Here is a 21,675-nt window from a genome sequence, read left to right on the forward strand (position 1 = left end):
CGCATCAGAAGTCATTCTTGGCTCTTAGGAGTCCATCAATTATCCCGACCTGATGATCGAAAGCCGCTTGCGCCGTACCAAGCAGCGCTGGGACCCGCGCAATGTATTTCGTAACGAGATGTCGGTGCCGTAGAACGAAAAAGGGCGACCCGAAGGTCGCCCTTTTTTACAACTCGATCCGCTCGACCTTGCCTACTAGCAATATGTAGGAAAGTGCGCCGAGCAACGCCAAGACCGCGATATAGGTAATGGCCGGCGCAAAGGACGAACCACTGGCCAGAAAGCCAATCACGATAGGCGTGGCAATCGCCGCCAGGTTGCCAATGAAGTTGAACACCCCGCCGGTCAGCCCCAGCAGACGGGCAGGCGCCAAGGTCGACACCAACGACCAGGTGATCGACGCCAGGCCATTGCCGAAAAACGCCACCGCCAGAAACGCGATGACCCACCCCGTGGAGTCCACATAGTTGGCCCCGATGATCGCCGTGGAAATCAGCAGCCCGCTGATGATCGGCAACTTGCGCGCAAAGCCCACCGACGCCCCACGGCGAATGAGCCAATCGGAAAACACCCCCGAACACAGCACACCCACAAACGCGGCGAGGAACGGCAAGGAGGCCAGCAAGCCAGACTGGATAAAGTCCATGCCGCGATATTTCACCAGGTACGTCGGAAACCAGGTCAGGAAGAACCACAGCGTGGAGTTCAGGCAAAACTGGCCCAGGTAGATGCCCCAGAGCTTGCGTTTACTCAGCACGATGCCGAGGTCGGTCCAACTGAAGGGTGCCTTGACGGTTTTAGCCTGCATGTCCACCAGCCCGCCACCGTCGCGGATCAGTTGGATTTCGGCTTCGTTGGCGCCTTTGAAATCTTTGGGCTCGCGGTACACCGCGTACCAGATCGCGGCCCACAGGATGCCGACGCCACCGGTCACCACAAACACCATGTGCCAGCCGTACTGATGTTGCAGCCACGCCAGTACCGGGGTGAGGAACGCCAAGCCGACGAATTGCCCAGAAGTGTAGACGCCGATAGCCGTGGCGCGCTCGCGCTCGGGAAACCAGGTGGTGACCACGCGGCTGTTGATGGGATAGGCCGGTGCCTCCAACGCGCCAACGGCCATGCGCAGCACGAACAGCGCGATAAAGCTGGCGGCGAAACCGAGCATCACGGTGGCAATCGACCACAGCAGCAGGGCCGCCGTGTAGAGAATGCGCGGCGGCACCCGGTCTACCAACCAGCCACCCGGGATTTGCATGGCGGCGTAGGTCCAGCCGAAGGCAGAGAAAATCAGCCCGACTTGCACCGGGTCGATCCCCAGTTCGCTGGTCAGCGCCGGCGCGGCAATCGACAGGTTGCTGCGGTCAAGGTAGTTGATGACCACGGTGATGAACAGCAGCACCATGATGAAAAAGCGCTTTCTGCTAGGCGTGACTAAAGAAGCCTGCCCGGTGAGGGATTCAGGGTGCATGGGGGGTGCCTCTTTTTATATGTTTGTTGAGGTCTGAAAATGAGCTGACTGAAGAAACCGGATCAAAAATGTGGGAGCGGGCTTGCTCGCGAATGCGGTGGTTCAGCCGCAGATGTGTTGAATGACACACAGCATTCGCGAGCAAGCCCGCTCCCACATGTTTTACCGCGTTCCGTCAGTCAGGCATCACCACTCGGCAAAACTGCCATCGGCATGGCGCCAGATCGGGTTGCGCCAGCGATGGCCGATGGCCGCGCGCTCAACCACATACTCCTCGTTGATCTCAATGCCCAAGCCCGGGCCGTTGGGGATCTTCACAAAGCCCTGGTCGTAGTCGAACACGCCCGGGTCTCGCACATAGTCGAGCAGATCGTTGCTTTCATTGTAATGAATGCCCAGGCTCTGCTCCTGGATAAACGCGTTGTAGCAAACCGCATCCAGTTGCAGGCACGCCGCCAAGGCAATCGGGCCCAACGGGCAGTGCAGGGCCAGGGCCACGTCGTAGGCTTCGGCCATGTTGGCGATCTTGCGGGTTTCGGTAATCCCGCCGGCGTGGGAAGCGTCCGGCTGGATGATGTCGACATAGCCTTCGCTGAGCACGCGCTTGAAATCCCAGCGCGAGAACAGGCGCTCACCCAGGGCGATCGGCGTACTGGTCAGCGGTGCCAGTTCTTTCAGCGCCTCGTAGTTTTCGCTGAGCACCGGCTCTTCAATGAACATCAGTTTGTACGGGTCGAGTTCTTTCATCAGCACCTTGGCCATCGGCTTGTGCACCCGGCCATGGAAGTCGACGCCGATCCCCACGTTAGGGCCGACCGCATCGCGCACGGCAGCGACGTTGGCCAGGGCCAGGTCGACTTTTTCGAAGCTGTCGACAAACTGCAATTCTTCGGTGCCGTTCATTTTTACCGCTGTGAAGCCACGGGCCACAGCCTCTTTGGCGGCACGGGCAGTGTCGGCGGGGCGGTCACCGCCGATCCATGAATACACGCGGATTTTGTCGCGCACCTGGCCGCCCAGCAGATCGCTGACCGACACACCCAGGGCCTTGCCCTTGATGTCCCACAACGCCTGGTCGATGCCGGCGAGGGCGCTCATGTGCACCGCGCCGCCTCGGTAGAAGCCGCCGCGATAGAGCACGGTCCAGATATCTTCGATGTTGCGTGGGTCTTTGCCGATCAGGTAGTCGGACAGTTCCTCGACGGCAGCGGCCACCGTGTGAGCGCGGCCCTCGACCACAGGCTCACCCCAACCGGTCACACCCTGGTCGGTTTCGACCTTGAGGAAGCACCAGCGCGGCGGAACGATAAAGGTCGTCAGTTTGGTGATTTTCATCTCTTGTCTCTCTTATAGATGCAGCGCCTGTGGGCGCGGAATATGCTCTCAGCCGAGGGCTTTCCAGGCGGCGACATACGCCTGGGCACGGCTCGCAACCTGATCCACTGTCATGCCCGGCTTGAACAGGCCGGAACCCAATCCGAAGCCCTTGGCGCCGGCGTCGGTAAACACCTGCATGTTGTCCGGGGTGATGCCGCCCACCGGCAGCAGCAACGTGCCCGCCGGCAATACCGCCAGCCACGCCTTGATCACTGAAGGGCCCATTTGCTCGGCCGGGAACAGTTTCAATACATCGGCGCCTTCGGCCAGTGCGGCAAAGGCTTCGGTGGGCGTGGCTACCCCAGGCGACAAATACAGGCCCGCCGCTTTGGCCGCGCGCAGCACCTTGGCATCGCTGTGGGGCATGACGATCACCTGGCCTCCGGCCGCCTTGACCTGTTCGACCTGCTCAGGCGTCAACACCGTACCGGCACCGATCAGGCAATCGGCGGGCAAGCTGTCGCGCAGGGTACGGATACTGGTGTAAGGGTCTGGCGAGTTGAGCGGCACTTCGATCACGCGAAACCCCGCGTCGTACAGCACCTGGCCGACCGCCTGGGCTTCGTCGGGGCGTAGGCCGCGCAGGATGGCGATCAAACCGTTTTGTGCGAGTGCTTGCTTGAGCATGTCAGGCCTCCAGTACAGGTCGAATGAGCCCGGCGGCTTGCGCCAGTTGCCACAGGCCACGCTCGGTGGCTTCTTGCGCCAGGCTGACGTGGGCAAATCCGCAAAGGGCGAGGGCACGTTGATAGCGGGCGCAGAGTGGAGCAGCGCCGAACAGGATGATCGGCTGGTGTTTGGCGGAATCTGGCAGGCCGGCGAGTTCATGGCCTATGAGCAGGCCGGACAGGTAATCGGGTTGCTGGTCGGGCGCCAGCTGCGCAGTGAGCCCAAGGGTACGGGCACTGAACAGGGTCGAGAGCACGCCACGCTGGCCATCGTTGGACAGCGCCACGTGCACGCCTCGATCAAACGCATCGGCCTGGAACTGTTCGCTGGCCTGTTGGGTGCGCCCCAGAATGCTGTGCTTGCTCAATACCGCAAACACTTCGCCGGTCATGAAGGTATCGAAATGGGTAATGCGGCCTTCCACCACCTCGACCCATTTGGAATGGCTGCCGGGCAGGCCGATCAACACCTGGGGCCCAAGCCCTTGCAGCACGCCGAGCACTTGGGTTTCTTCGCCGCGCATCACATTGGGCAGCCCCACTTGCTCGATCACCCCCGGCACGATGTGCACCTGCACCCCGCGCAGGCTGCGTATGCCATGCAACGCCTGGCCAAGGCTGGCGACATCCACGGGCGTGCTGCGATAGGCCGCCTCGCTCCAACCCTGTGCGCTGCCGACCATGCCGCACGCGATCACCGGCAGCCCGGGCTGGGCGTCGAGCCAATCGCCGCAGGCACTATCGAACGCCAGTTCAAAGCCGTCGGTGCACAGCACACCGGCAATTTCCCGAGGCTCTGTGGGCAAATGCATGATGCCGGTAGCCAGCGAGCGCTGTTCCAGCACAACGCCCGCGGGGCCGAGTTTGTAAGCACGAAGGGAGCTGGTCCCCCAATCGAGCGCGATCAATTGCGCCTGCATCGCTTCACCTGAAATGAGTGGGTGCTGAAAAAAGCAGATGGGCGAATATAAACCTAGGGAGCTGGATATCTCAATATATAAATATCAATCCCATATAATGAGATTCGAGAAGATAAATCCCACAACCCTTCCGGTTTTTACTTAGGGAAAGATGCGGGTTTATCGGGTAGGGATGGTTAAAAAATCGACAGGTCCAATTCGCGCATCGCGCCCATCCAGATGGCGTAATCGGTGTGGTCCTTGAGGTCATCACCGGTTTCCGGGTGCAGGAACACCACCAGACCATCACGGTGCAGCGCCAGCCATGGCAACACCACGCCGATATATTCCGGCTCGAACGCCAGCTGGCAACTCCAATCCGGGTGCGGGCCTACGGGCCGCTCGTGCACGCGGCCCATACGCAACGGGAACAGCCTGGCGGCGTCTTCACAGAGCCTGCGCGCCTGCTCGATCGTACTGGCGTCGAAGTAGATATGGGCGTGGTAGCCCTTGATACGTTGCATGACGGACTCCGGTTCCACTGTGCGCCGATCCTAGACCGCAATCGACGGCAGGGCCAGCCCGGTCAACGACTGCGCACTGCTGGCCTGTTCCGCCACCAGCCACTCGACAAAGCGGTCCACCAACTGCCCACGGCGTTTGCGCTGGGGCTGCACCACGTAATAGCCAAATCGCGACGTCACCGTGGGGCTGATCGGTCGGCACAGCCAATTCTGCTCCAGCAGGTTATCCACCAGGTGGCGCCAGCCGATGGCGACACCCTGGCCGGCAATCGCGGCCTGGATCAGCAAGGTGTAGTTGTCGAAGCGCAATTGCCCGGGTGTCGGCGCAGCGGTGATACCCAGTTCGCGGAATACGCCGTTCCAGTCGAACCACTGGCTGTTGTTTTCCTGGCGCAGGTGCAGCAACGGGCAGCCTTGCAAGGTCTGCACCGTCAGGGGCGCAGCTTGTTCCTTGAGCCACTGCGGGCTGCACACCGGGAACACTTCCTCATTGAACAACCACAGGCTCTCGCCCTGCTTGAAACGGCCATCGCCAAACAGCACCGCCACATCAATATCGCTGCGCAGGGTGGCGTGGTTGCGCTCACTGGTGACTAGGCTGACATCCACCTGCGGGTTGGCCTGGTGGAAGCGATGCAGGCGCGGCATCAGCCAATAGGCGGCAAAGGCGAAGTCAGTGGCGACTTGCAGCACTTCATGCTGGCTTTGTTGAGTGATGGCGCCGAGGCCCTGGTTGATGTTTTGCAGGCCGCCTTGCACATGCTCGAACAGCAGGGCGCCGGCGTCGGTCAGTTCGATGCCGCGATAAATGCGGTCAAACAGGCGGATCGCCAGTTGCTCTTCAAGACGCTTGATCTGCTGGCTGACCGCCGGTTGGGTGGTGCCCAGTTCCATCGCGGCCGCGGTGAAACTGCGATGGCGTGCCGCTGCCTCAAAGGCTCGCAGCAAATCGAGAGAGAGGTCACCCAGCGCTTCATACATAAGCTCAACTTATCCTAGTCATTGCCGCGCATGGGCTTTACCCATGTATTCATGGACCGCATGCTCATTGGCATAAACACCGCCTATGGAATGCCGAGAAACCATGAAGCGCAAGAACATTCTTTTCATCATGGCCGATCAGATGGCCGCGCCGATGCTGCCGTTCTACGGGCCTTCCCCGATCAAGCTGCCCAACCTCAGCCGCCTGGCGGCGCAAGGTGTGGTGTTCGACGCCGCCTATTGCAACAGCCCGTTGTGCGCACCGTCGCGCTTCACCCTGGTGAGTGGCCAATTGCCGAGCAAGATCGGCGCCTACGACAACGCCGCCGATTTCCCCGCCGATGTACCGACCTATGCCCACTACCTGCGTCGCCTCGGCTACCGCACTGCGCTGTCGGGCAAGATGCACTTTTGCGGCCCCGACCAGTTGCACGGCTATGAGGAACGCCTGACCAGCGACATCTACCCCGCCGACTACGGCTGGGCGGTGAACTGGGATGAGCCAGACGTACGCCCTACCTGGTATCACAACATGTCCTCGGTGCTGCAAGCCGGCCCGTGTGTGCGCACCAACCAGCTGGATTTCGACGAAGAGGTGGTGTTCAAGGCCCAGCAATACCTGTTCGATCATATCCGCGAGGAGGGCAGCCAGCCGTTCTGCCTGACCGTGTCGATGACCCATCCCCACGACCCGTACACCATTCCCAAGCCGTTCTGGGACCTGTACGCCGACACCGAGATTCCAATGCCCGCGACGCCGCCCCAGGCCGACCTCGACCCGCATTCCCAGCGGCTGCTCAAGGTCTATGACTTGTGGGACAAACCGCTGCCGGTGGATAAGATCCGCGACGCCCGCCGCGCCTACTTCGGTGCCTGCAGCTACATCGACAGCAACGTCGGCAAGCTGCTGCAGACCCTGGAGGACACCGGCCTGGCCGACGACACCCTGATCATTTTCTCCGGCGACCACGGCGACATGCTTGGCGAGCGCGGCCTCTGGTACAAAATGCACTGGTTTGAAATGGCCGCCCGCGTGCCGCTGCTGGTCAGTGCGCCGGGGCAGTTCGCCGCTGGCCGCGTCACCCAGGCCGTATCGACCGCCGATCTGTTGCCGACCCTGGTGGAATTGGCCGGCGGCACGTTGGACCCGCACTTGCCGCTGGACGGCCGCTCACTGGTCCCGCACTTGCAAGGGCAGGGCGGGCATGACGAAGTGTTTGGCGAATACATGGCCGAAGGCACCGTCAGCCCGTTGATGATGATTCGCCGGGGCGCCTACAAATTCATCTACAGCGAGGACGATCCTTGCCTATTGTTCGATGTGCACAACGACCCGAACGAGCAGGAAAACCTCAGCCAGTCAGCCGAACATCGCTCGCTGTTCGAAGCGTTCGTGCGTGAAGCGCGGGCGAAATGGGACATCCCGGCGATCCATCAACAGGTGCTCGCCAGCCAACGCCGTCGCCGCCTGGTGTTTGAAGCGCTGACCCAAGGCAAACTCAAGAGCTGGGATCACCAGCCACTGGTAGACGCCAGTCAGCAGTACATGCGCAACCATATCGACCTCGATGACCTGGAGCGCAAGGCACGTTTTCCACAACCCTGCCAAAACCAATAAGTAGACAGAGGGAAGGCCATGCAAAAGTTGACCGTGGTACTGAGTTTGGTGGTGCTCAGCAGCGCCCAGGTGTACGCAGACACTCGCTGCGAAACGGTAAAGATGGCCGATCCAGGCTGGAGCGATATTGCCGCCACCAACGCCATCACCAGTTTCCTGCTGATGGGCATGGGCTACCGACCCAAGGTCGACACGCTGGCAGTGCCGATTACCTTCGGCGGGCTGAAAGACGGCCAGGTGGATGTCTTCCTCGGCAACTGGATGCCGGCGCAGCAAGGCTTCTACGACAAGTTCGTGGCCAACGGCGATGTGGTGCAACTGGCGAAGAACCTGGAGGGCACCGAGTTCACCCTCGCCGTGCCGGACTATGTGTGGGACGCCGGGGTGCATGACTTTGCCGACCTGAATAAATTTGCCGACAAGTTCGACAAGAAGATCTACGGCATCGGCTCCGGCGCGCCAGCCAATATCTCGTTGCAGGAAATCATCAAGAAAAATGATTTCGACTTGGGGCAGTGGAAGCTGATCGAGTCCAGCGAACAGGCGATGCTCGCAGAGGTCTCGCGAGCGGTGAAGAAACAGCGTTTCGTCACCTTCCTCGGCTGGACTCCGCACCCGATGAACGTGCAACTGAAAATGCACTACCTCAAGGGCGGCGAGCAGTACTTTGGCGCCACCGGCAGCGTGTATACCCTGACCCGCAAGGGCTACGCACAAGCCTGCCCCAATGTCGGCAAATTGCTGACCAACCTGAGTTTCACCCAGGCCATGGAGAACAGCATCATGGCCGACGTGGCCAACAACAAGGTCAGCAATGCGCAGGCGGCGAAGGCGTGGATCAAGGCCAACCCGGCGGTGCTGGACCAGTGGCTGGAGGGCGTGAAAACCCTGGATGGCCAGGAGGCGTTGCCAGCGGTAAAAGCCAAACTCTAATCCTCCTTGTAGGAGCTGGCTTGCCAGCGAAGAACTCGAAAACGCCGCGTTTTTTCAGACAGCACGCGTTATCGTTACCCTTCTTCGCGAGCAAGCTCGCTCCTACAGTATTTCGAGCGACTCATGCCCCGGCCCACCCGCCATACACTCTTGCCCTTCCTGCGCTGGCTGCCGCGCCAAACCCGCGCCAGCGTCGGCCGGGATGCCATCGTCGGCCTCAGCGGCGCGGTGCTTGCGCTGCCGCAGTCGATTGCCTACGCATTGATCGCAGGCCTCCCACCCGAATACGGGCTCTACGCCGCCATCATCCCGGTATTGATCGCGTGCCTGTGGGGCTCGTCCTGGCACCTGATCTGCGGGCCCACGGCCGCCATCTCCATCGTGCTTTACGCCAGCATCAGCCCATTGGCCGTGCCAGGCTCCCAGGACTACATCACCCTCATCCTGTTGCTGACCTTCCTCGCCGGGGTGTTCCAATGGTTACTCGGCCTGCTGCGCTTCGGCGCGTTGGTGAACTTCGTCTCCCATTCGGTGGTGCTGGGTTTCACCCTGGGCGCCGCTGTGGTGATTGCCCTGGGGCAGTTGCCCAACCTGCTCGGGTTGGATTTGCCCAGCCAGGCCACGGCTATCAACAGCCTGCTGGCGTTGATTGATCATCGTGGCGAGTGGGATCAGGCATCCCTGGCCCTGGGGCTGGGGACGTTGCTGGCAGGCATGCTGCTCAAGTACCTGGTGCCACGCTGGCCGACACTGTTGATCGCCTTGGTGTTGGGCAGCCTAGTGGCATGGCTGTGGCCGGCGATGTTCGGGCATGTGGCACGGGTCAGTTCGTTTATCGGCAAATTGCCGCCGTTCAGCCCGTTGCCGATGGACCTGGACCTAGTGTTGCGCCTGCTGCCAAGCGCCGTGGCGGTGGGGATGCTGGGGTTGGTGACCAGCCTGTCGATTGCCCGCTCGCTGTCGGCCCGCTCGCAACAACTGCTCGACGCCAACCAGGAAGTTCGCGCCCAGGGTTTATCCAACATCGTGGGCGGATTTTTTTCCGGCTACCTGTCAGCCGGATCATTCACCCGCTCGGGCCTCAGTTACGAGGCGGGCGCCTGTTCGCCGCTGGCGGGGGTGTTTTCGGCCCTGTGGGTGGCGTTATTCGCGTTATTTGGCGCAGCGTTGATCGCGCATATTCCGATCCCGAGCATGGCGGCGAGCATCCTGCTGATTTGCTGGGGCCTGGTGGACCACCGCGGCATTCGCGCGCTGTTCCGGGTCAGCCGCGCCGAATTCGTGGTGATGAGCCTGACCTGCGTCGCCACCTTGTTGTTGGAGTTGCAAACGGCGATCTACGCCGGGGTGCTGGCGTCGTTGTTTTTCTACCTCAAGCGTACCTCGCAGCCACGGGTTCAACACTGGCGCGACGGTGAGGCAGATGTGTTGCGCGTAGGCGGCTCGATCTTTTTTGGCGCCAGCCATTACCTGCAAGTGCGCTTGCAACGCTTGCAGGGCGAGCGGGTGGTGATCGAGGCGCAGCAGATCAACTTTATCGACTATTCCGGGGTGGAGATGCTGCACCAGGAGGCACGGCGGTTGGCGGGGTTGGGCCGTAGCTTGACGTTGCGTGGGGCCAGGCCGCAGGTGGTTGAGGAGCTGAAAAAGCTCGACGGGCCCGATAACTGCCCCATCGACTTTGAAGACTGAACCCGATCAAAACTGTGGGAGCTGGCTTGCCTGCGATAGCGGTGGGTCAGCCAGCACATGGGTAACTGACCTATACTATCGCAGGCAAGCCAGCTCCCACATTAACGGTGCCCACATCAGAGTGTGGAATCAGGCCAATTGCCGGCGCAGTTCGGCCAGTACCGGCGCCGAATCCGGCCGCACACCACGCCACAGCAAGAAGGCTTCCGCCGCTTGTTCCACCAGCATGCCCAGGCCATCCATCGCCACCGCCGCGCCTTGCTCGCTCGCCCAGCGGCAGAACGCGGTGGGTTGCTTGGCGTACATCATGTCGTAGCAGAAGGTCTTGCCCGGCTCGATCAGGCTGCCGGCAATCGGCGGTACATCGCCTGACAGGCTGGCCGACGTGGCATTGATGATCACGTCCACCGGCTCACGCAGCCAGTCGAAACCACTGGCAGACACCGGGCCCAGGTCATCGAACAGCTCAGCCAGTAACTCGGCTTTTTCCACGGTGCGGTTGGCGATGATCAACGACGAGGGTTGCTGCGCCAGCAACGGCTCCAGCGCACCGCGTACCGCGCCACCGGCGCCCAATAACAGAATGCGTTTGCCTTGCAGGGTCAGCCCGGCATTGACCGTCAAATCGCGCACCAGGCCCGCGCCGTCGGTGTTATCGCCCAACAAGGTGCCGTCAGCCAGTTTGCTCAAGGTGTTCACGGCACCGGCGCGCTGGGCTCGTTCGGTCAGGGTATTGGCCAGGCGATAGGCCTCTTCCTTGAACGGCACGGTCACGTTGGCGCCCCGGCCCTGTTGGAAAAACTCTCGGGCACAGGCGGTGAAGTCCTCCAACGGCGCGAGCATTGTGCTGTAGTCCAGCTGCTCGCCGGTCTGGGCGGCGAACAGACGGTGAATCAGCGGCGATTTGCTGTGGCCGATGGGGTTGCCGAACACGACATAACGGTCCATCACACCGCCGCCTTGGGCGCGGCAACGCCGAGCCAGTCACGGTCTTGCAGGAAGTAGTCGGTGAGGCGCGCCTCTTCGCTGCCAGCTTCGGCCTTCCAGTCGTAGCTCCAGCGTACCTGGGGTGGCAGCGACATCAGGATCGACTCCGTACGCCCGCCCGATTGCAGGCCGAACAGCGTGCCACGGTCATAGACCAGGTTGAACTCAACGTAGCGGCCCCGGCGGAACTCCTGGAACTGGCGCTGTTGCTCGGTGTACGCCATGGCCTTGCGACGCTGCACAATCGGCAGGTAGGCGTCGATGTAGGCATCGCCGATGGCGCGGATGAAGGCGAAGCAGGTGTCAAAGCCCCACTCGTTCAAGTCATCGAAGAACAGCCCACCGATGCCACGGGGCTCGTTGCGATGCTTGATGTGGAAGTAGGTGTCACACCAGGCCTTGTAGCGTGCGTACACATCCGGGCCAAACGGCGCACAGGCCTGCTCGGCCACGCGGTGCCAGTGAATGCAGTCTTCTTCATTGCCGTAATACGGGGTGAGATCGAAGCCACCCCCGAACCACCACACCGGTTCTTCGCCTTCTTTTTCAGCGATGAAAAACCGCACATTGGCGTGGGAAGTCGGTACATGCGGGTTATGCGGATGGATCACCAGTGACACGCCAAGCGCTTCAAACCCACGGCCGGCCAGCTCGGGGCGATGGGCACTGGCAGACGGTGGTAAACCGCTGCCGAACACGTGGGAAAAGTTGACACCGCCTTTTTCGATCACCGAACCGTTTTCCATCACACGGGTGCGACCGCCACCGCCGGCTGGCCGGGTCCAGGCGTCTTCGATAAAGCGAGTGTCCGTCTCGAAGGTTTCCAGGGCGCTGCAAATGCGGTCTTGCAGGTCAAGCAGGTAGGCTTTAACGGCCTCGGTGCGGGTAGTCATGGCATCACCTTGAATCGGGCAAAGCTACGCGAGGCCCATGGGGCGTCGGCGGCAAATGGGCGCACAGGATACCACTGCGCTTAGATGCCACTGCACTTAGGTGCGCGGCAGTTGACGAAGATCAAGCTTAGGAGTCCGATAGGGGGCTACGCAGATTCGAACCCAAGGAGAAGTGCAGATGGCCAAACGTATCCAGTTCAGCGCCCATGGCGGCCCCGACGTACTTGAATATGTGGACTACACGCCAGCGGAACCTGGCCCACAGCAGGTTCGGGTGCGCAACGAGGCGATCGGCCTGAACTTCATCGACACCTACTTCCGCAGTGGCCTCTATGCGCCGCCGGCCCTGCCATCGGGTCTGGGTGCGGAAGGTGCTGGCGTAGTCGATGCCGTTGGCAGTGAAGTCAGCCAATTCAAAGTCGGCGACCGTGTGGCCTACGGCAGCGGCCCGCTGGGTGCCTACAGCGAGTCGCACGTGTTGCCCGCCGCCAACCTGGTGCACCTGCCGGATGAGATCAGCTTTGAACAGGCCGCCGGTGCCATGCTCAAAGGCCTGACCGTGCAGTACCTGCTGCGCCAAACCTATGAGCTCAAAGGCGGTGAAACCATTTTGTTCCACGCCGCCGCCGGTGGCGTGGGCTCCCTGGCCTGCCAATGGGCCAAGGCTTTGGGGGTGAAGTTGATCGGTACCGTCAGCTCCCCGGAAAAAGCCGCTTTGGCCAAATCGCTGGGCGCCTGGGAAACCATCGACTACAGCAAGGAAGATGTCGCACAACGCGTTCTGGAATTGACTGACGGCAAGAAGTGCCCGGTGGTATATGACGGCGTCGGCAAAGATACCTGGCTGACCTCACTGGACAGCGTGTCGCCGCGGGGTTTGGTGGTGAGTTTCGGCAATGCGTCGGGGGCGGTGGACGGGGTGAACCTGGGGATTCTGTCGGCGAAGGGTTCGCTGTACGTCACCCGGCCGACTTTGGCGACCTATGCGAACAATCCAGCGAACCTGCAGGCGATGGCGGACGATCTGTTTTCGATGATCAAGAGCGGCAAGGTGCGCATTGATATCAACCAGCGCTACCCGCTGGCGGAGGCGGCCAAAGCGCAGACGGAGTTGTCGGGGCGGCGCACGACTGGCTCAACCATTCTGCTGCCTTAAGGGCCTCATCGCAGGCAAGCCAGCTCCCACATTTGACGGCGAACACTGATCAAATGTGGGAACTGGCTTGCCTGCGATGAGTGCACTGCGGTCTCAGGAGGGGCGCACCACATCACCCGTCACCAGGTCCCGAATCAGGCTCGGGTTCTTGCGCCCACCCAAGGCGCCGCCCAACACCAAGTCCACTTGCCCGCGAAAATACTGCTCCACGCGAATCCGCGTGCGGGCTGCCGGGCGGCCCTGGGGGTTGGCCGAGGTGGAAATCAACGGGCCGACCTCGGCGCACAAATCTCTCACCAGCGGATGATCACTGACCCGCAACGCGACGGTGTCGTGCACACCCGTGACCCATTCGGGCAGCAAGTCTTGATGGGGCACCAGCCAGGTATTCGGCCCTGGCCAGGTGCTGGCCATGCGTTCGACCCACGTGTCCGGGAAATCCTCAAACAGAAAGTCGAACTGACGAATATTGTCCGCCACCAGGATCAGGCCTTTGTCGACCGAGCGGTTCTTGATCGCCAACAGCCGATCCACTGCTTCTTCGTTCCACGGGTCGCAGCCCAGGCCCCAGACCGCTTCGGTCGGATAGGCGATCACTGCGCCTGCGCGAATTTCCCGTGCGGCTTCCAGCACACGCCACCTGTTGACCATTGTTTACTCTCCGGACTAAAGCTCTGGGCAGTTTACCGATCTTCGTTACAAAACCTAGCGCCAAAAACGGGCCACTACAAAAGCGGACACCGCGCCAGCCAGCGCCCGCTTTCGCAAATCACCTGGCCCTCTAACTCCAGCTCCGTAAGGGTGGCCAGTACTTGGGACAACGGCCGGCCGCTGGCAATCGCCAAGGCTTCGCTGCTATGCGGTGCCGCGTGCAATAGCGCCACCAGCGGATGGGTCACGGGCACCGGCGCAGCATGGGACAACCGCTGCCAACCGCGCAGGCTTTCAAGAATGTGCTCGATGGTTTCCACCAGCACCGCGCCATCACGGATCAGTTGATGACAGCCCTTGGCGGCGGGGTGGTGGATGGAACCCGGTATCGCGTAAACCTCACGCCCTTGCTCCGCGGCCAGGCGTGCGGTGATCAGCGAGCCGCTGGCGACACTGGCCTCCACCACCAGCACGCCTAACGACAACCCGCTGATGATCCGGTTGCGCCTTGGGAAATTACCGGCCTGGGGCGCGGCATCCAGCGGAAACTCGGAAACCACGGCGCTGCCTTGGGCAATCATCGCCGCGGCGAGCTTGCGATGGCGCTGTGGATAAAAATTTTCCAGGCCAGTGCCAAGCACGCCGATGGTATGGCCGCCCACGTCCAATGCCGCCTGGTGCGCCGCGCCATCAATGCCCACCGCCAGCCCACTGGTGATGACAAAACCGGCGCTCGCCAGGCTGCGGGAAAAGGCCGCTGCCGTATCCATGCCTGGGCGCGAGGCACGCCGGCTACCGACCATGGCCAACTGTGGTTTTTCCAGAATACCGGGGTCGCCCGCAACGAATAACAGCGGCGGCGCATCGTCGATCTGCGCGAGCAATGCCGGGTAATCCGGTTGGTCCCACATCAGCAAATGCTGGGCCGGGCGCGCCAGCCAGGCTAACGCCTCACTGGCACCGTCACGTACTTTGGGGCTACGTCGGGCCTCGGCACTGATGGCGGGCAAACCGAGGGAACGCCAGGCGCTGGCGGGAGCACTCAGGGCCTTGGAAGCGCAACCAAAGGCTTGGATCAATACGTGAAAACGCTTGGGCCCCAGTTCTGGCAGCCTGTGCAAGCGTAGCCTGGCTTCCAGCTCTGCCGGGGAAATATCGCTACTGTTTATCGGATTCATATGATCATCCTTGACCGGAACAAGCTGTGGATAACTCTGTTGGTAACTTATTTAGCAGGCTATTTATTGCGCTTGATCAGCCGTCTCGAAACGGTCTTGCACGGCCAGCGACCGTGAAGCACTGAGCACCAGGGCATAGCTGAGCTTTTCATAGGTGCGAAACACCAACAGGGTGCCGGCTCGCTCATCCGGGAGGGGAGTGGGCGTGCCGGTGAGGGCGTCTCGCACGGTGGCGCCAGCCTTGATCACTGTGAGCAGTTGGCCTTCCACCAATCCATCGCGGCGACCCTTGTTGAGGGTCACAGCGTCGAGCACGCCAATCTGCGTGACGCCCTTGGGGATGTCGATGATGTGCCCTGTAATGAAGGGTGCGGGTTTTAAGGGTTCCAAGTTGGGCAAAGCAGCGGGAGGCTCGGCGCGCAACAAGCGGTCACCTGGGCGAACTTCCTGGGTCACCCGTTGCACTGCGAGGGTGGTGAGGCTGTCAGCGAGCACAAAGCGCGCAGTGCCGATATCGTCGGCATTGATACCCAACAGCTCCTGAGTATGGGGGTCGGTGTAGGCCTTGCCCCGCCGAAAGATCCCGTAGCTTGGCTGGGCCGGGTCAAGGCTACCGCGGGCATGCACATGCTCGTCATTGGCACCCAGCACGCGCCCGCCTTGCGCGGCAATAATGTAAGGCGCTTTGTCCAGGTCGTGGGGGGAGTCAAAAATACGGTTGTGCAGTAAAAAATGTTGGATGGCCTGTTGCGCGGCCTGATCCAGACGCTCAGTGGGTTGCGCAATCAATGCCGTGGCGAACGGGGCCCACAGCAGCAAGACGAGTAGCGATTTCCTCATGGGGTGAATCTCCTTTATTATGTGCGTTCGCGTGAAATGCCATGGCCTTCGCGGCTTCCGAGCGTTTCACACCGGCCGTATGGGTCCATCCCACCGCCGATTTGTCTCTTCCTCACATGTGCAGCAATTACGCTTATGGCTATTTTGAACATCCTCGAATTTCCCGACTCGCGCCTGCGCACGATCGCCAAGCCGGTGGCCGTAGTGGACGACAAGGTTCGTCAGTTGGTCGATGACATGTTTGAAACAATGTATGAAGCCCCAGGCATCGGCCTCGCCGCGACCCAGGTCAACGTGCATCTGCGCGTCGTGGTCATGGACCTGTCGGAAGATCGCAGCGAACCTCGGGTGTACATCAACCCTGAGTTCGAACCGCTGACCGAAGAGATGGGCGAATACCAGGAGGGCTGCCTGTCGGTGCCGGAGTTCTACGAGAATGTGGAACGCCCGCTGCGCGTGAAGATCAAGGCGCTGGACCGTGACGGCAAGCCTTTCGAGCTGATTGCCGAAGGCCTGCTGGCGGTGTGCATCCAGCATGAATGCGACCACCTCAACGGCAAGCTGTTTGTCGATTACCTGTCCACGCTCAAGCGTGACCGCATCAAGAAGAAGCTGGAAAAAAAGCATCGCCAGCAAGCCTGATGCCCTTCTTCCAAAGGCTTGCTGCGGCAAGCCTTTTTCTTTTGTGACTGTTTTTAACCGAGAACTCCCATGACCGAGCCATTGCGCATTGTTTTTGCCGGCACTCCTGAATTTGCCGCCGAACACCTCAAGGCGCTGCTTGCCAGCCCTTATGACATCGTCGCGGTGTACACCCAGCCGGATCGCCCGGCCGGTCGCGGGCAAAAACTGATGCCGAGCCCGGTCAAGCAGTTGGCGCTGGAGCACAACATTCCCGTGTTGCAGCCGCCGACCCTGCGTAACGCCGAGGCCCAGGCCGAACTGGCCGCGCTGAAACCGGACCTGCTGGTGGTGGTGGCCTACGGTTTGATCCTGCCCCAGGCGGTGCTGGATATCCCGCGCCTGGGTTGCATCAACAGCCATGCTTCACTGCTGCCACGCTGGCGCGGTGCGGCGCCGATTCAACGCGCCGTTGAAGCCGGCGACAGCGAGAGCGGCGTGACCGTGATGCGCATGGAAGCCGGCCTGGATACTGGGCCGATGCTGCTCAAGGTCACCACGCCGATCACCGCCCAAGACACCGGCGGCAGCCTGCACGACCGCCTCGCTGAGCTGGGCCCGCCCGCTGTGATCCAGGCCATCGCCGGCCTCGCTGCCGGCACCCTGCAAGGCGAAATCCAGGACGACAGCCTGGCCACCTACGCCCACAAGCTGAACAAGGACGAAGCGCGCATTGACTGGAGCCGCCCGGCCGTGGAGCTGGAGCGCCTGGTACGTGCCTTCAACCCATGGCCGATCTGCCACAGCACCCTCAACGGCGAAGCCTTGAAAGTGTTGGCCGCGACCCTGGCCGATGGCACAGGCGCTCCCGGCGAGATCATCGGCGCCAGCAAAGACGGCCTGTTGGTGGCTTGCGGTGAACAGGCGCTGTGCCTGACGCGTCTGCAATTGCCCGGCGGCAAGGCGCTGAACTTCAGCGATTTGTTCAATAGCCGTCGTGAGAAATTCGCCCTGGGCACCACGCTTGGGGTGGTCACTCAATGAACCCACGTCTGGCCGCCGCCAAGGCTCTCGCCGCCGTCCTCAACGGCAAGGCTTCGCTGAACAGTTCGCTGCCGACGCAGTTGGATAAGGTAGAAGACCGGGATCGCGGTTTCACCCAGGACCTGGCCTTTGGCACTGCCCGCTGGCAGCCACGGTTGTCTGCGCTGGCCGCCAAGCTGCTGCAAAAACCGTTCAAAGCGGCGGACGCGGATGTCGAGGCGCTGTTGCTGGTGGGTCTCTACCAATTGCTCTACACCCGCGTGCCCGCTCACGCGGCCATCGGTGAAACCGTCGGTTGCGCCGACAAACTGAAAAAACCCTGGGCCAAGGCCCTGCTCAACGCCGTGCTGCGCCGCGCCCAGCGCGAAAGCGAAGCCCTGCTGGCCGAGCTGGAACATGATCCGGTGGTGCGCACGGCCCATCCGCGCTGGCTGCAAAAATCCCTGAAAGCCTTCTGGCCCGAGCAATGGGAGGCTATCTGCGCGGCCAACAATGCGCACCCGCCGATGATCCTACGGGTCAACCGCCGCCACCACAGCCGTGACGCGTATTTGCAGTTACTGGCAGACGCTGGCATCAACGCCACGCCCTGTGTGTACAGCACGGACGGCATCGTGCTCGAAGCGGCTGCCGATGTGCGTAGCCTGCCGGGCTTTGCCGAAGGCTGGATCAGTGTGCAGGACGAAGCTGCGCAGTTGGCCGCCGACTTGCTCGACCTCGCCCCCGGCCAGCGTGTACTCGATGCCTGCTGCGCGCCCGGCGGTAAGACCTGCCACATCCTTGAAGTGGAAAAAGGCCTGGCCGGTGTAGTCGCGGTGGACCTTGAAGCCAAGCGCCTGGTGCGCGTGCGGGAAAACCTCACGCGCCTGGGCTTGAGCGCCGAGCTGATCGCCGCGGATGGCCGCGACACCGCCGCCTGGTGGGACGGCAAGCCCTTCCAGCGCATCCTGCTGGACGCCCCTTGCTCGGCCACCGGCGTGATCCGCCGTCATCCGGACATCAAGCTGACCCGCCAGCCCGACGACATTGCCGCCTTGGCGGTGCTGCAAGGCGAACTGCTCGACGCGCTGTGGCCCACCTTGGAAGTCGGCGGCATCCTGCTTTACGCCACCTGCTCCACTTTGCCCACCGAAAATACCGAGGTCATCCAAGCCTTCCTCGCCCGCACCAGCGGCGCGCGTGAGCTGGACCTCGCTACCACGGCCGGCATCAAGCAGGCCCACGGTCGCCAACTGCTTGCGCAAGAAGGCGGGCACGATGGCTTCTACTACGCCAAACTGATCAAGATCGCCGCCGCACGCGGCTGAATGGTTTTAAGGGAGTGACCGGATGAAAATCATCATCCTTGGAGCAGGGCAGGTCGGTGGCACGCTGGCCGAACATTTGGCCGGTGAAGCCAACGACATCACCGTGGTCGACACCGATTCCGAGCGTTTGCGCGACCTGGGCGACCGCCTGGACATCCGTACGGTGCAAGGCCGCGCGTCGTTTCCGACGGTGCTGCGCCAGGCCGGCGCCGACGATGCCGACATGCTGGTGGCCGTGACCAACAGCGACGAGACCAACATGGTCGCCTGCCAGGTCGCCCACACCCTGTTCCACACCCCGACCAAGATCGCTCGGGTGCGCGAAGCGGCGTACCTGACCCGCGCCGGTCTGTTCGATAACGACGCCATTCCGGTGGACGTACTGATCAGCCCGGAACAGGTGGTGACCCACTACATCAAGCGCCTGATCGAAATTCCAGGTGCGCTTCAGGTGATTGACTTCGCCGAAGGCAAAGCACAACTGGTGGCGGTGAAGGCCTATTACGGCGGGCCGCTGGTGGGCCAGCAACTGCGCCAGCTGCGCGAGCATATGCCGAACGTGGAAACCCGCGTGGCCGCGATTTTCCGCCGTGACCGGCCGATCCTGCCCCAGGGCGATACGGTGATCGAGGCTGACGATGAAGTGTTTTTCATCGCCGCCAAGGCGAATATTCGCGCAGTCATGAGCGAAATGCGCAGGCTCGACGAAAGCTACAAACGCATCGTCATCGCCGGCGGTGGGCAGATCGGCGAGCGTTTGGCCGAAGCCATCGAAAGCCGCTACCAGGTGAAGATCATCGAGATGAGCCCGACGCGTTGCCGGCATTTGTCCGACACCCTCGACAGCACTGTCGTACTGCAAGGCAGCGCCTCGGACCGTGACCTGCTGATGGAAGAGAACATCGCCGACGCCGACATCTTCCTGGCCCTGACCAACGATGACGAAGCCAATATCATGTCGTCCTTGCTGGCCAAGCGATTGGGCGCGAAGAAGGTGATGACCATCATCAATAACCCGGCCTATGTGGACCTGATCCAGGGCGGCGATATCGACATTGCCATCAGCCCGCAGTTGGCGACCATTGGCACCTTGCTCGCCCACGTACGCCGTGGCGACATTGTCAGTGTGCACTCGTTGCGCCGGGGTGCAGCGGAAGCCATCGAGGCGATTGCCCACGGCGATTCGAAGTCGAGCAAGGTCATCGGCAAGGCCATCCGCGATATCGGCCTACCGCCGGGCACCACCATTGGCGCGATCATTCGCGATGAAGAAGTGATCATTGCCCACGACGACACAGTGATCGCCACCGGAGACCATGTGATTTTGTTCCTTGTGGATAAAAAACATATCCGCGATGTGGAGAAGCTGTTCCACGTGGGGTTGAGCTTTTTCTGATCAAGGAGTGAACCGATGCTGGAGTCCCTGGAAAAAATGCTCGCCAAGGGCGTGGACAATTCATTACTGCGCTTTGGCCTGGGCAAGGGTTACCTGGACCTGAAGGACAACGCCAAGGCGGCCGAGCATTTGCAGCGATGCGTCGAGTTCGATCCGAAGTATTCGGCGGCGTGGAAGTTGTTGGGTAAGGCGCAATTGGGGCAGGGTGATAACGCTGGGGCACGACACGCTTGGGAAAAAGGCATAGAAGCGGCGTTGGCCCATGGCGACAAACAGGCCGAAAAAGAAATGGCAGTGTTCCTGAAGAAACTCGATCGCCAGGCTTGATACAGAACTCAAATGTGGGAGGGGGCTTGCCTGCTGCCTGTAGGAGCGAGCTTGCTCGCGAAAAACTTCAGCGATAACGCGTGCTTCCTGAATAAACGCGGCGCCTATTGGTTTTTCGCGAGCAAGCTCGCTCCTACAGGTATTAGGCCTGTCCCCTCCCACATTGGTTTTGCAGCGAATTTAAGTCAGTAGTGAATCAATACCACCGCGCCTCACCCGGTGGGCGTTTCTTGAAGCGTTTCATGCTCCACATGTACTGGCTTGGGTAAGCGCCGACATAACGCTCTACTACCTTGCTCATCGCCGCACAGGACGTCGCGGTATCGGTGCTGTACATGTCCTCCGGCGCTGCTTCCAGAATCACCTTGTAGCCCGAGCCGTCCGGCAGCCGCAGGGCATGCAGGAACACACCCACCGCCTTGTGACCCGCAAGCATGTTCGGCACGAACTTGCTGGTAAGCGCCTGGGTGGCAAAAAACGGTACGAAGATGCCGGCAGACTCAGCCGGCTCCGGGTCGGCAGGAATGCCCACCTGACCGCCTTTGCGCACTTCCTTGATCACGCTGAGAATGCCTTCCTTGGTGGACGCCGCCACGCGGTTGCCCAACTGCACGCGCTGCTTGCGCAGCAACTCGTCCACAGCCTTGAGCTTGGGCGGGCGATAGAAAATGATCGGTTTGCACTGGCTGCAATAGAAGTGGTTCAACACTTCCCAGTTGCCCAGGTGGCTGGTGATGCCTACCACGCCTTTGCCAGAAGCCAGGGCCTCGTGCAGCACTTCCAGGCCTTCGACTTCGCGGACCAGGTCGATAGAGCGCTGCGCCGGCCAGATCCACGCGCAGGCGCTCTCGGTGAGGGACTTGCCGATGTCCATCAGGCTGCGGCCCACCAGGCGCTCGCGCTCTGCCGGGTCCATGTCCGGGAAGCATTTGGAGAGGTTGATCCGCACCGTATCGCGGGAACGGTTGGGGGTTTTCCACATGATCCAGCCGATCCCCGTGCCGACGGCTTGTACGGCGCGCCAGGGCAGCAGGGCAAACAACCGAAGAGCGCCTACCAGCAAGGCGCCTTTAAACTTTTCCACAGGTCACTCCTGATCGTGTGTGGTGCGC

The 21,675-nt window shown here is 61.5% G+C and carries 22 protein-coding genes; 10 read left to right on the forward strand and 12 right to left on the reverse strand.

The genetic code is table 11. From position 1 onward, the window contains the following. The first annotated feature begins 52 nt into the window (after positions 1–52). Complete coding sequence (locus MF6394_RS04905) at positions 53–133, forward strand: BBE domain-containing protein (RefSeq protein WP_234454829.1); 81 nt, start codon at positions 53–55, stop codon at positions 131–133. Positions 134–166: 33 nt separating this feature from the next. Here the strand turns inward: MF6394_RS04905 and MF6394_RS04910 are convergent, their stop codons facing one another. The 6 genes from MF6394_RS04910 to MF6394_RS04935 all read right to left on the reverse strand — a co-directional run bounded on the left by MF6394_RS04910 (position 167) and on the right by MF6394_RS04935 (position 5,920). Then, a complete protein-coding gene (locus tag MF6394_RS04910; RefSeq protein WP_032894350.1) occupies positions 167–1,471 on the reverse strand; it encodes an MFS transporter in 1,305 nt (434 codons plus the stop codon). A 186-nt stretch (positions 1,472–1,657) separates the two neighbouring features. Then, on the reverse strand, positions 1,658–2,806 hold the full coding sequence (gene dgoD / locus MF6394_RS04915) for a galactonate dehydratase (protein WP_003187297.1): 1,149 nt from the start codon (positions 2,804–2,806) through the stop codon (positions 1,658–1,660). A gap of 48 nt (positions 2,807–2,854) precedes the next feature. Beyond that, complete coding sequence (locus MF6394_RS04920) at positions 2,855–3,475, reverse strand: 2-dehydro-3-deoxy-6-phosphogalactonate aldolase (RefSeq protein ID WP_003187296.1); 621 nt, start codon at positions 3,473–3,475, stop codon at positions 2,855–2,857. A gap of 1 nt (position 3,476) precedes the next feature. Next, the gene (locus MF6394_RS04925; RefSeq protein WP_078466265.1) at positions 3,477–4,436 is read right to left on the reverse strand and encodes a 2-dehydro-3-deoxygalactonokinase; all 960 of its coding nucleotides are present in this window, start codon (positions 4,434–4,436) and stop codon (positions 3,477–3,479) included. Positions 4,437–4,612: 176 nt separating this feature from the next. Further along, a complete protein-coding gene (locus tag MF6394_RS04930) occupies positions 4,613–4,939 on the reverse strand; it encodes a DOPA 4,5-dioxygenase family protein (RefSeq protein ID WP_044270228.1) in 327 nt (108 codons plus the stop codon). Between the two features lie 30 nt (positions 4,940–4,969). Next, positions 4,970–5,920 (reverse strand): choline sulfate utilization transcriptional regulator, encoded by a 951-nt coding sequence (locus MF6394_RS04935; RefSeq protein ID WP_003187289.1) that lies wholly within the window; start codon positions 5,918–5,920, stop codon positions 4,970–4,972. Positions 5,921–6,023: 103 nt separating this feature from the next. On the opposite strand from MF6394_RS04935, the gene betC reads away from it, so the two are divergent. From betC to MF6394_RS04950, 3 genes are all read left to right on the forward strand, one after another. After that, positions 6,024–7,538, forward strand: coding sequence for a choline-sulfatase (gene betC / locus MF6394_RS04940; protein ID WP_047712790.1), 1,515 nt, complete (start codon positions 6,024–6,026; stop codon positions 7,536–7,538). Positions 7,539–7,556: 18 nt separating this feature from the next. After that, complete coding sequence (gene choX, locus MF6394_RS04945; protein ID WP_078466266.1) at positions 7,557–8,471, forward strand: choline ABC transporter substrate-binding protein; 915 nt, start codon at positions 7,557–7,559, stop codon at positions 8,469–8,471. Positions 8,472–8,594: 123 nt separating this feature from the next. After that, positions 8,595–10,163: a SulP family inorganic anion transporter gene (locus tag MF6394_RS04950; protein WP_032894360.1), complete on the forward strand. Its 1,569-nt coding sequence runs from the start codon at positions 8,595–8,597 to the stop codon at positions 10,161–10,163. A gap of 129 nt (positions 10,164–10,292) precedes the next feature. Here MF6394_RS04950 and aroE read toward each other — a convergent pair whose 3' ends face one another. Both aroE and hemF read right to left on the reverse strand, forming a co-directional pair. Then, positions 10,293–11,111 carry a shikimate dehydrogenase gene (gene aroE / locus MF6394_RS04955; protein ID WP_044270218.1) on the reverse strand — a complete coding sequence of 273 codons (819 nt, stop codon included), beginning with the start codon at positions 11,109–11,111 and terminating at the stop codon, positions 10,293–10,295. After that, a complete protein-coding gene (hemF, locus tag MF6394_RS04960; RefSeq protein ID WP_003187281.1) occupies positions 11,111–12,043 on the reverse strand; it encodes an oxygen-dependent coproporphyrinogen oxidase in 933 nt (310 codons plus the stop codon). The genes aroE and hemF overlap by 1 nt, the downstream gene beginning before the upstream one ends. A gap of 178 nt (positions 12,044–12,221) precedes the next feature. Between hemF and MF6394_RS04965 the strand changes: the two genes are divergently transcribed. Continuing rightward, the gene (locus MF6394_RS04965; protein ID WP_044270216.1) at positions 12,222–13,199 is read left to right on the forward strand and encodes a quinone oxidoreductase family protein; all 978 of its coding nucleotides are present in this window, start codon (positions 12,222–12,224) and stop codon (positions 13,197–13,199) included. Between the two features lie 93 nt (positions 13,200–13,292). Here the strand turns inward: MF6394_RS04965 and MF6394_RS04970 are convergent, their stop codons facing one another. The 3 genes from MF6394_RS04970 to MF6394_RS04980 all read right to left on the reverse strand — a co-directional run bounded on the left by MF6394_RS04970 (position 13,293) and on the right by MF6394_RS04980 (position 15,868). Continuing rightward, a complete protein-coding gene (locus MF6394_RS04970; protein ID WP_003187278.1) occupies positions 13,293–13,850 on the reverse strand; it encodes an L-threonylcarbamoyladenylate synthase in 558 nt (185 codons plus the stop codon). Positions 13,851–13,924: 74 nt separating this feature from the next. Then, positions 13,925–15,028, reverse strand: a complete 1,104-nt coding sequence (gene dprA, locus MF6394_RS04975; protein WP_078466267.1) for a DNA-processing protein DprA — start codon at positions 15,026–15,028, stop codon at positions 13,925–13,927. A gap of 63 nt (positions 15,029–15,091) precedes the next feature. Then, positions 15,092–15,868 (reverse strand): peptidoglycan-binding protein, encoded by a 777-nt coding sequence (locus MF6394_RS04980; protein ID WP_078466268.1) that lies wholly within the window; start codon positions 15,866–15,868, stop codon positions 15,092–15,094. A gap of 135 nt (positions 15,869–16,003) precedes the next feature. Here MF6394_RS04980 and def point away from each other — a divergent pair, with 135 nt between their 5' ends. From def to MF6394_RS05005, 5 genes are all read left to right on the forward strand, one after another. Next, entirely contained in the window at positions 16,004–16,510 is a 507-nt protein-coding gene (gene def, locus MF6394_RS04985; protein ID WP_003187273.1) for a peptide deformylase, read from the forward strand. Between the two features lie 69 nt (positions 16,511–16,579). Continuing rightward, complete coding sequence (fmt, locus tag MF6394_RS04990; RefSeq protein ID WP_047712785.1) at positions 16,580–17,533, forward strand: methionyl-tRNA formyltransferase; 954 nt, start codon at positions 16,580–16,582, stop codon at positions 17,531–17,533. Then, positions 17,530–18,840 carry a 16S rRNA (cytosine(967)-C(5))-methyltransferase RsmB gene (gene rsmB / locus MF6394_RS04995; protein WP_078466269.1) on the forward strand — a complete coding sequence of 437 codons (1,311 nt, stop codon included), beginning with the start codon at positions 17,530–17,532 and terminating at the stop codon, positions 18,838–18,840. Before fmt ends, rsmB begins: the two co-directional genes overlap by 4 nt. A 22-nt stretch (positions 18,841–18,862) precedes the next feature. Next, a complete protein-coding gene (gene trkA / locus MF6394_RS05000) occupies positions 18,863–20,236 on the forward strand; it encodes a Trk system potassium transporter TrkA (protein WP_003187270.1) in 1,374 nt (457 codons plus the stop codon). A gap of 15 nt (positions 20,237–20,251) precedes the next feature. Continuing rightward, entirely contained in the window at positions 20,252–20,563 is a 312-nt protein-coding gene (locus MF6394_RS05005) for a tetratricopeptide repeat protein (protein WP_069556950.1), read from the forward strand. A gap of 196 nt (positions 20,564–20,759) precedes the next feature. Here the strand turns inward: MF6394_RS05005 and MF6394_RS05010 are convergent, their stop codons facing one another. Continuing rightward, complete coding sequence (locus MF6394_RS05010; protein ID WP_014716285.1) at positions 20,760–21,647, reverse strand: lysophospholipid acyltransferase; 888 nt, start codon at positions 21,645–21,647, stop codon at positions 20,760–20,762. Positions 21,648–21,675 lie beyond the last annotated feature (28 nt).

Origin of the sequence: Pseudomonas sp. MF6394, from assembly GCF_002018845.1 — a bacterium.
GTDB lineage: Bacteria > Pseudomonadota > Gammaproteobacteria > Pseudomonadales > Pseudomonadaceae > Aquipseudomonas > Aquipseudomonas lactis.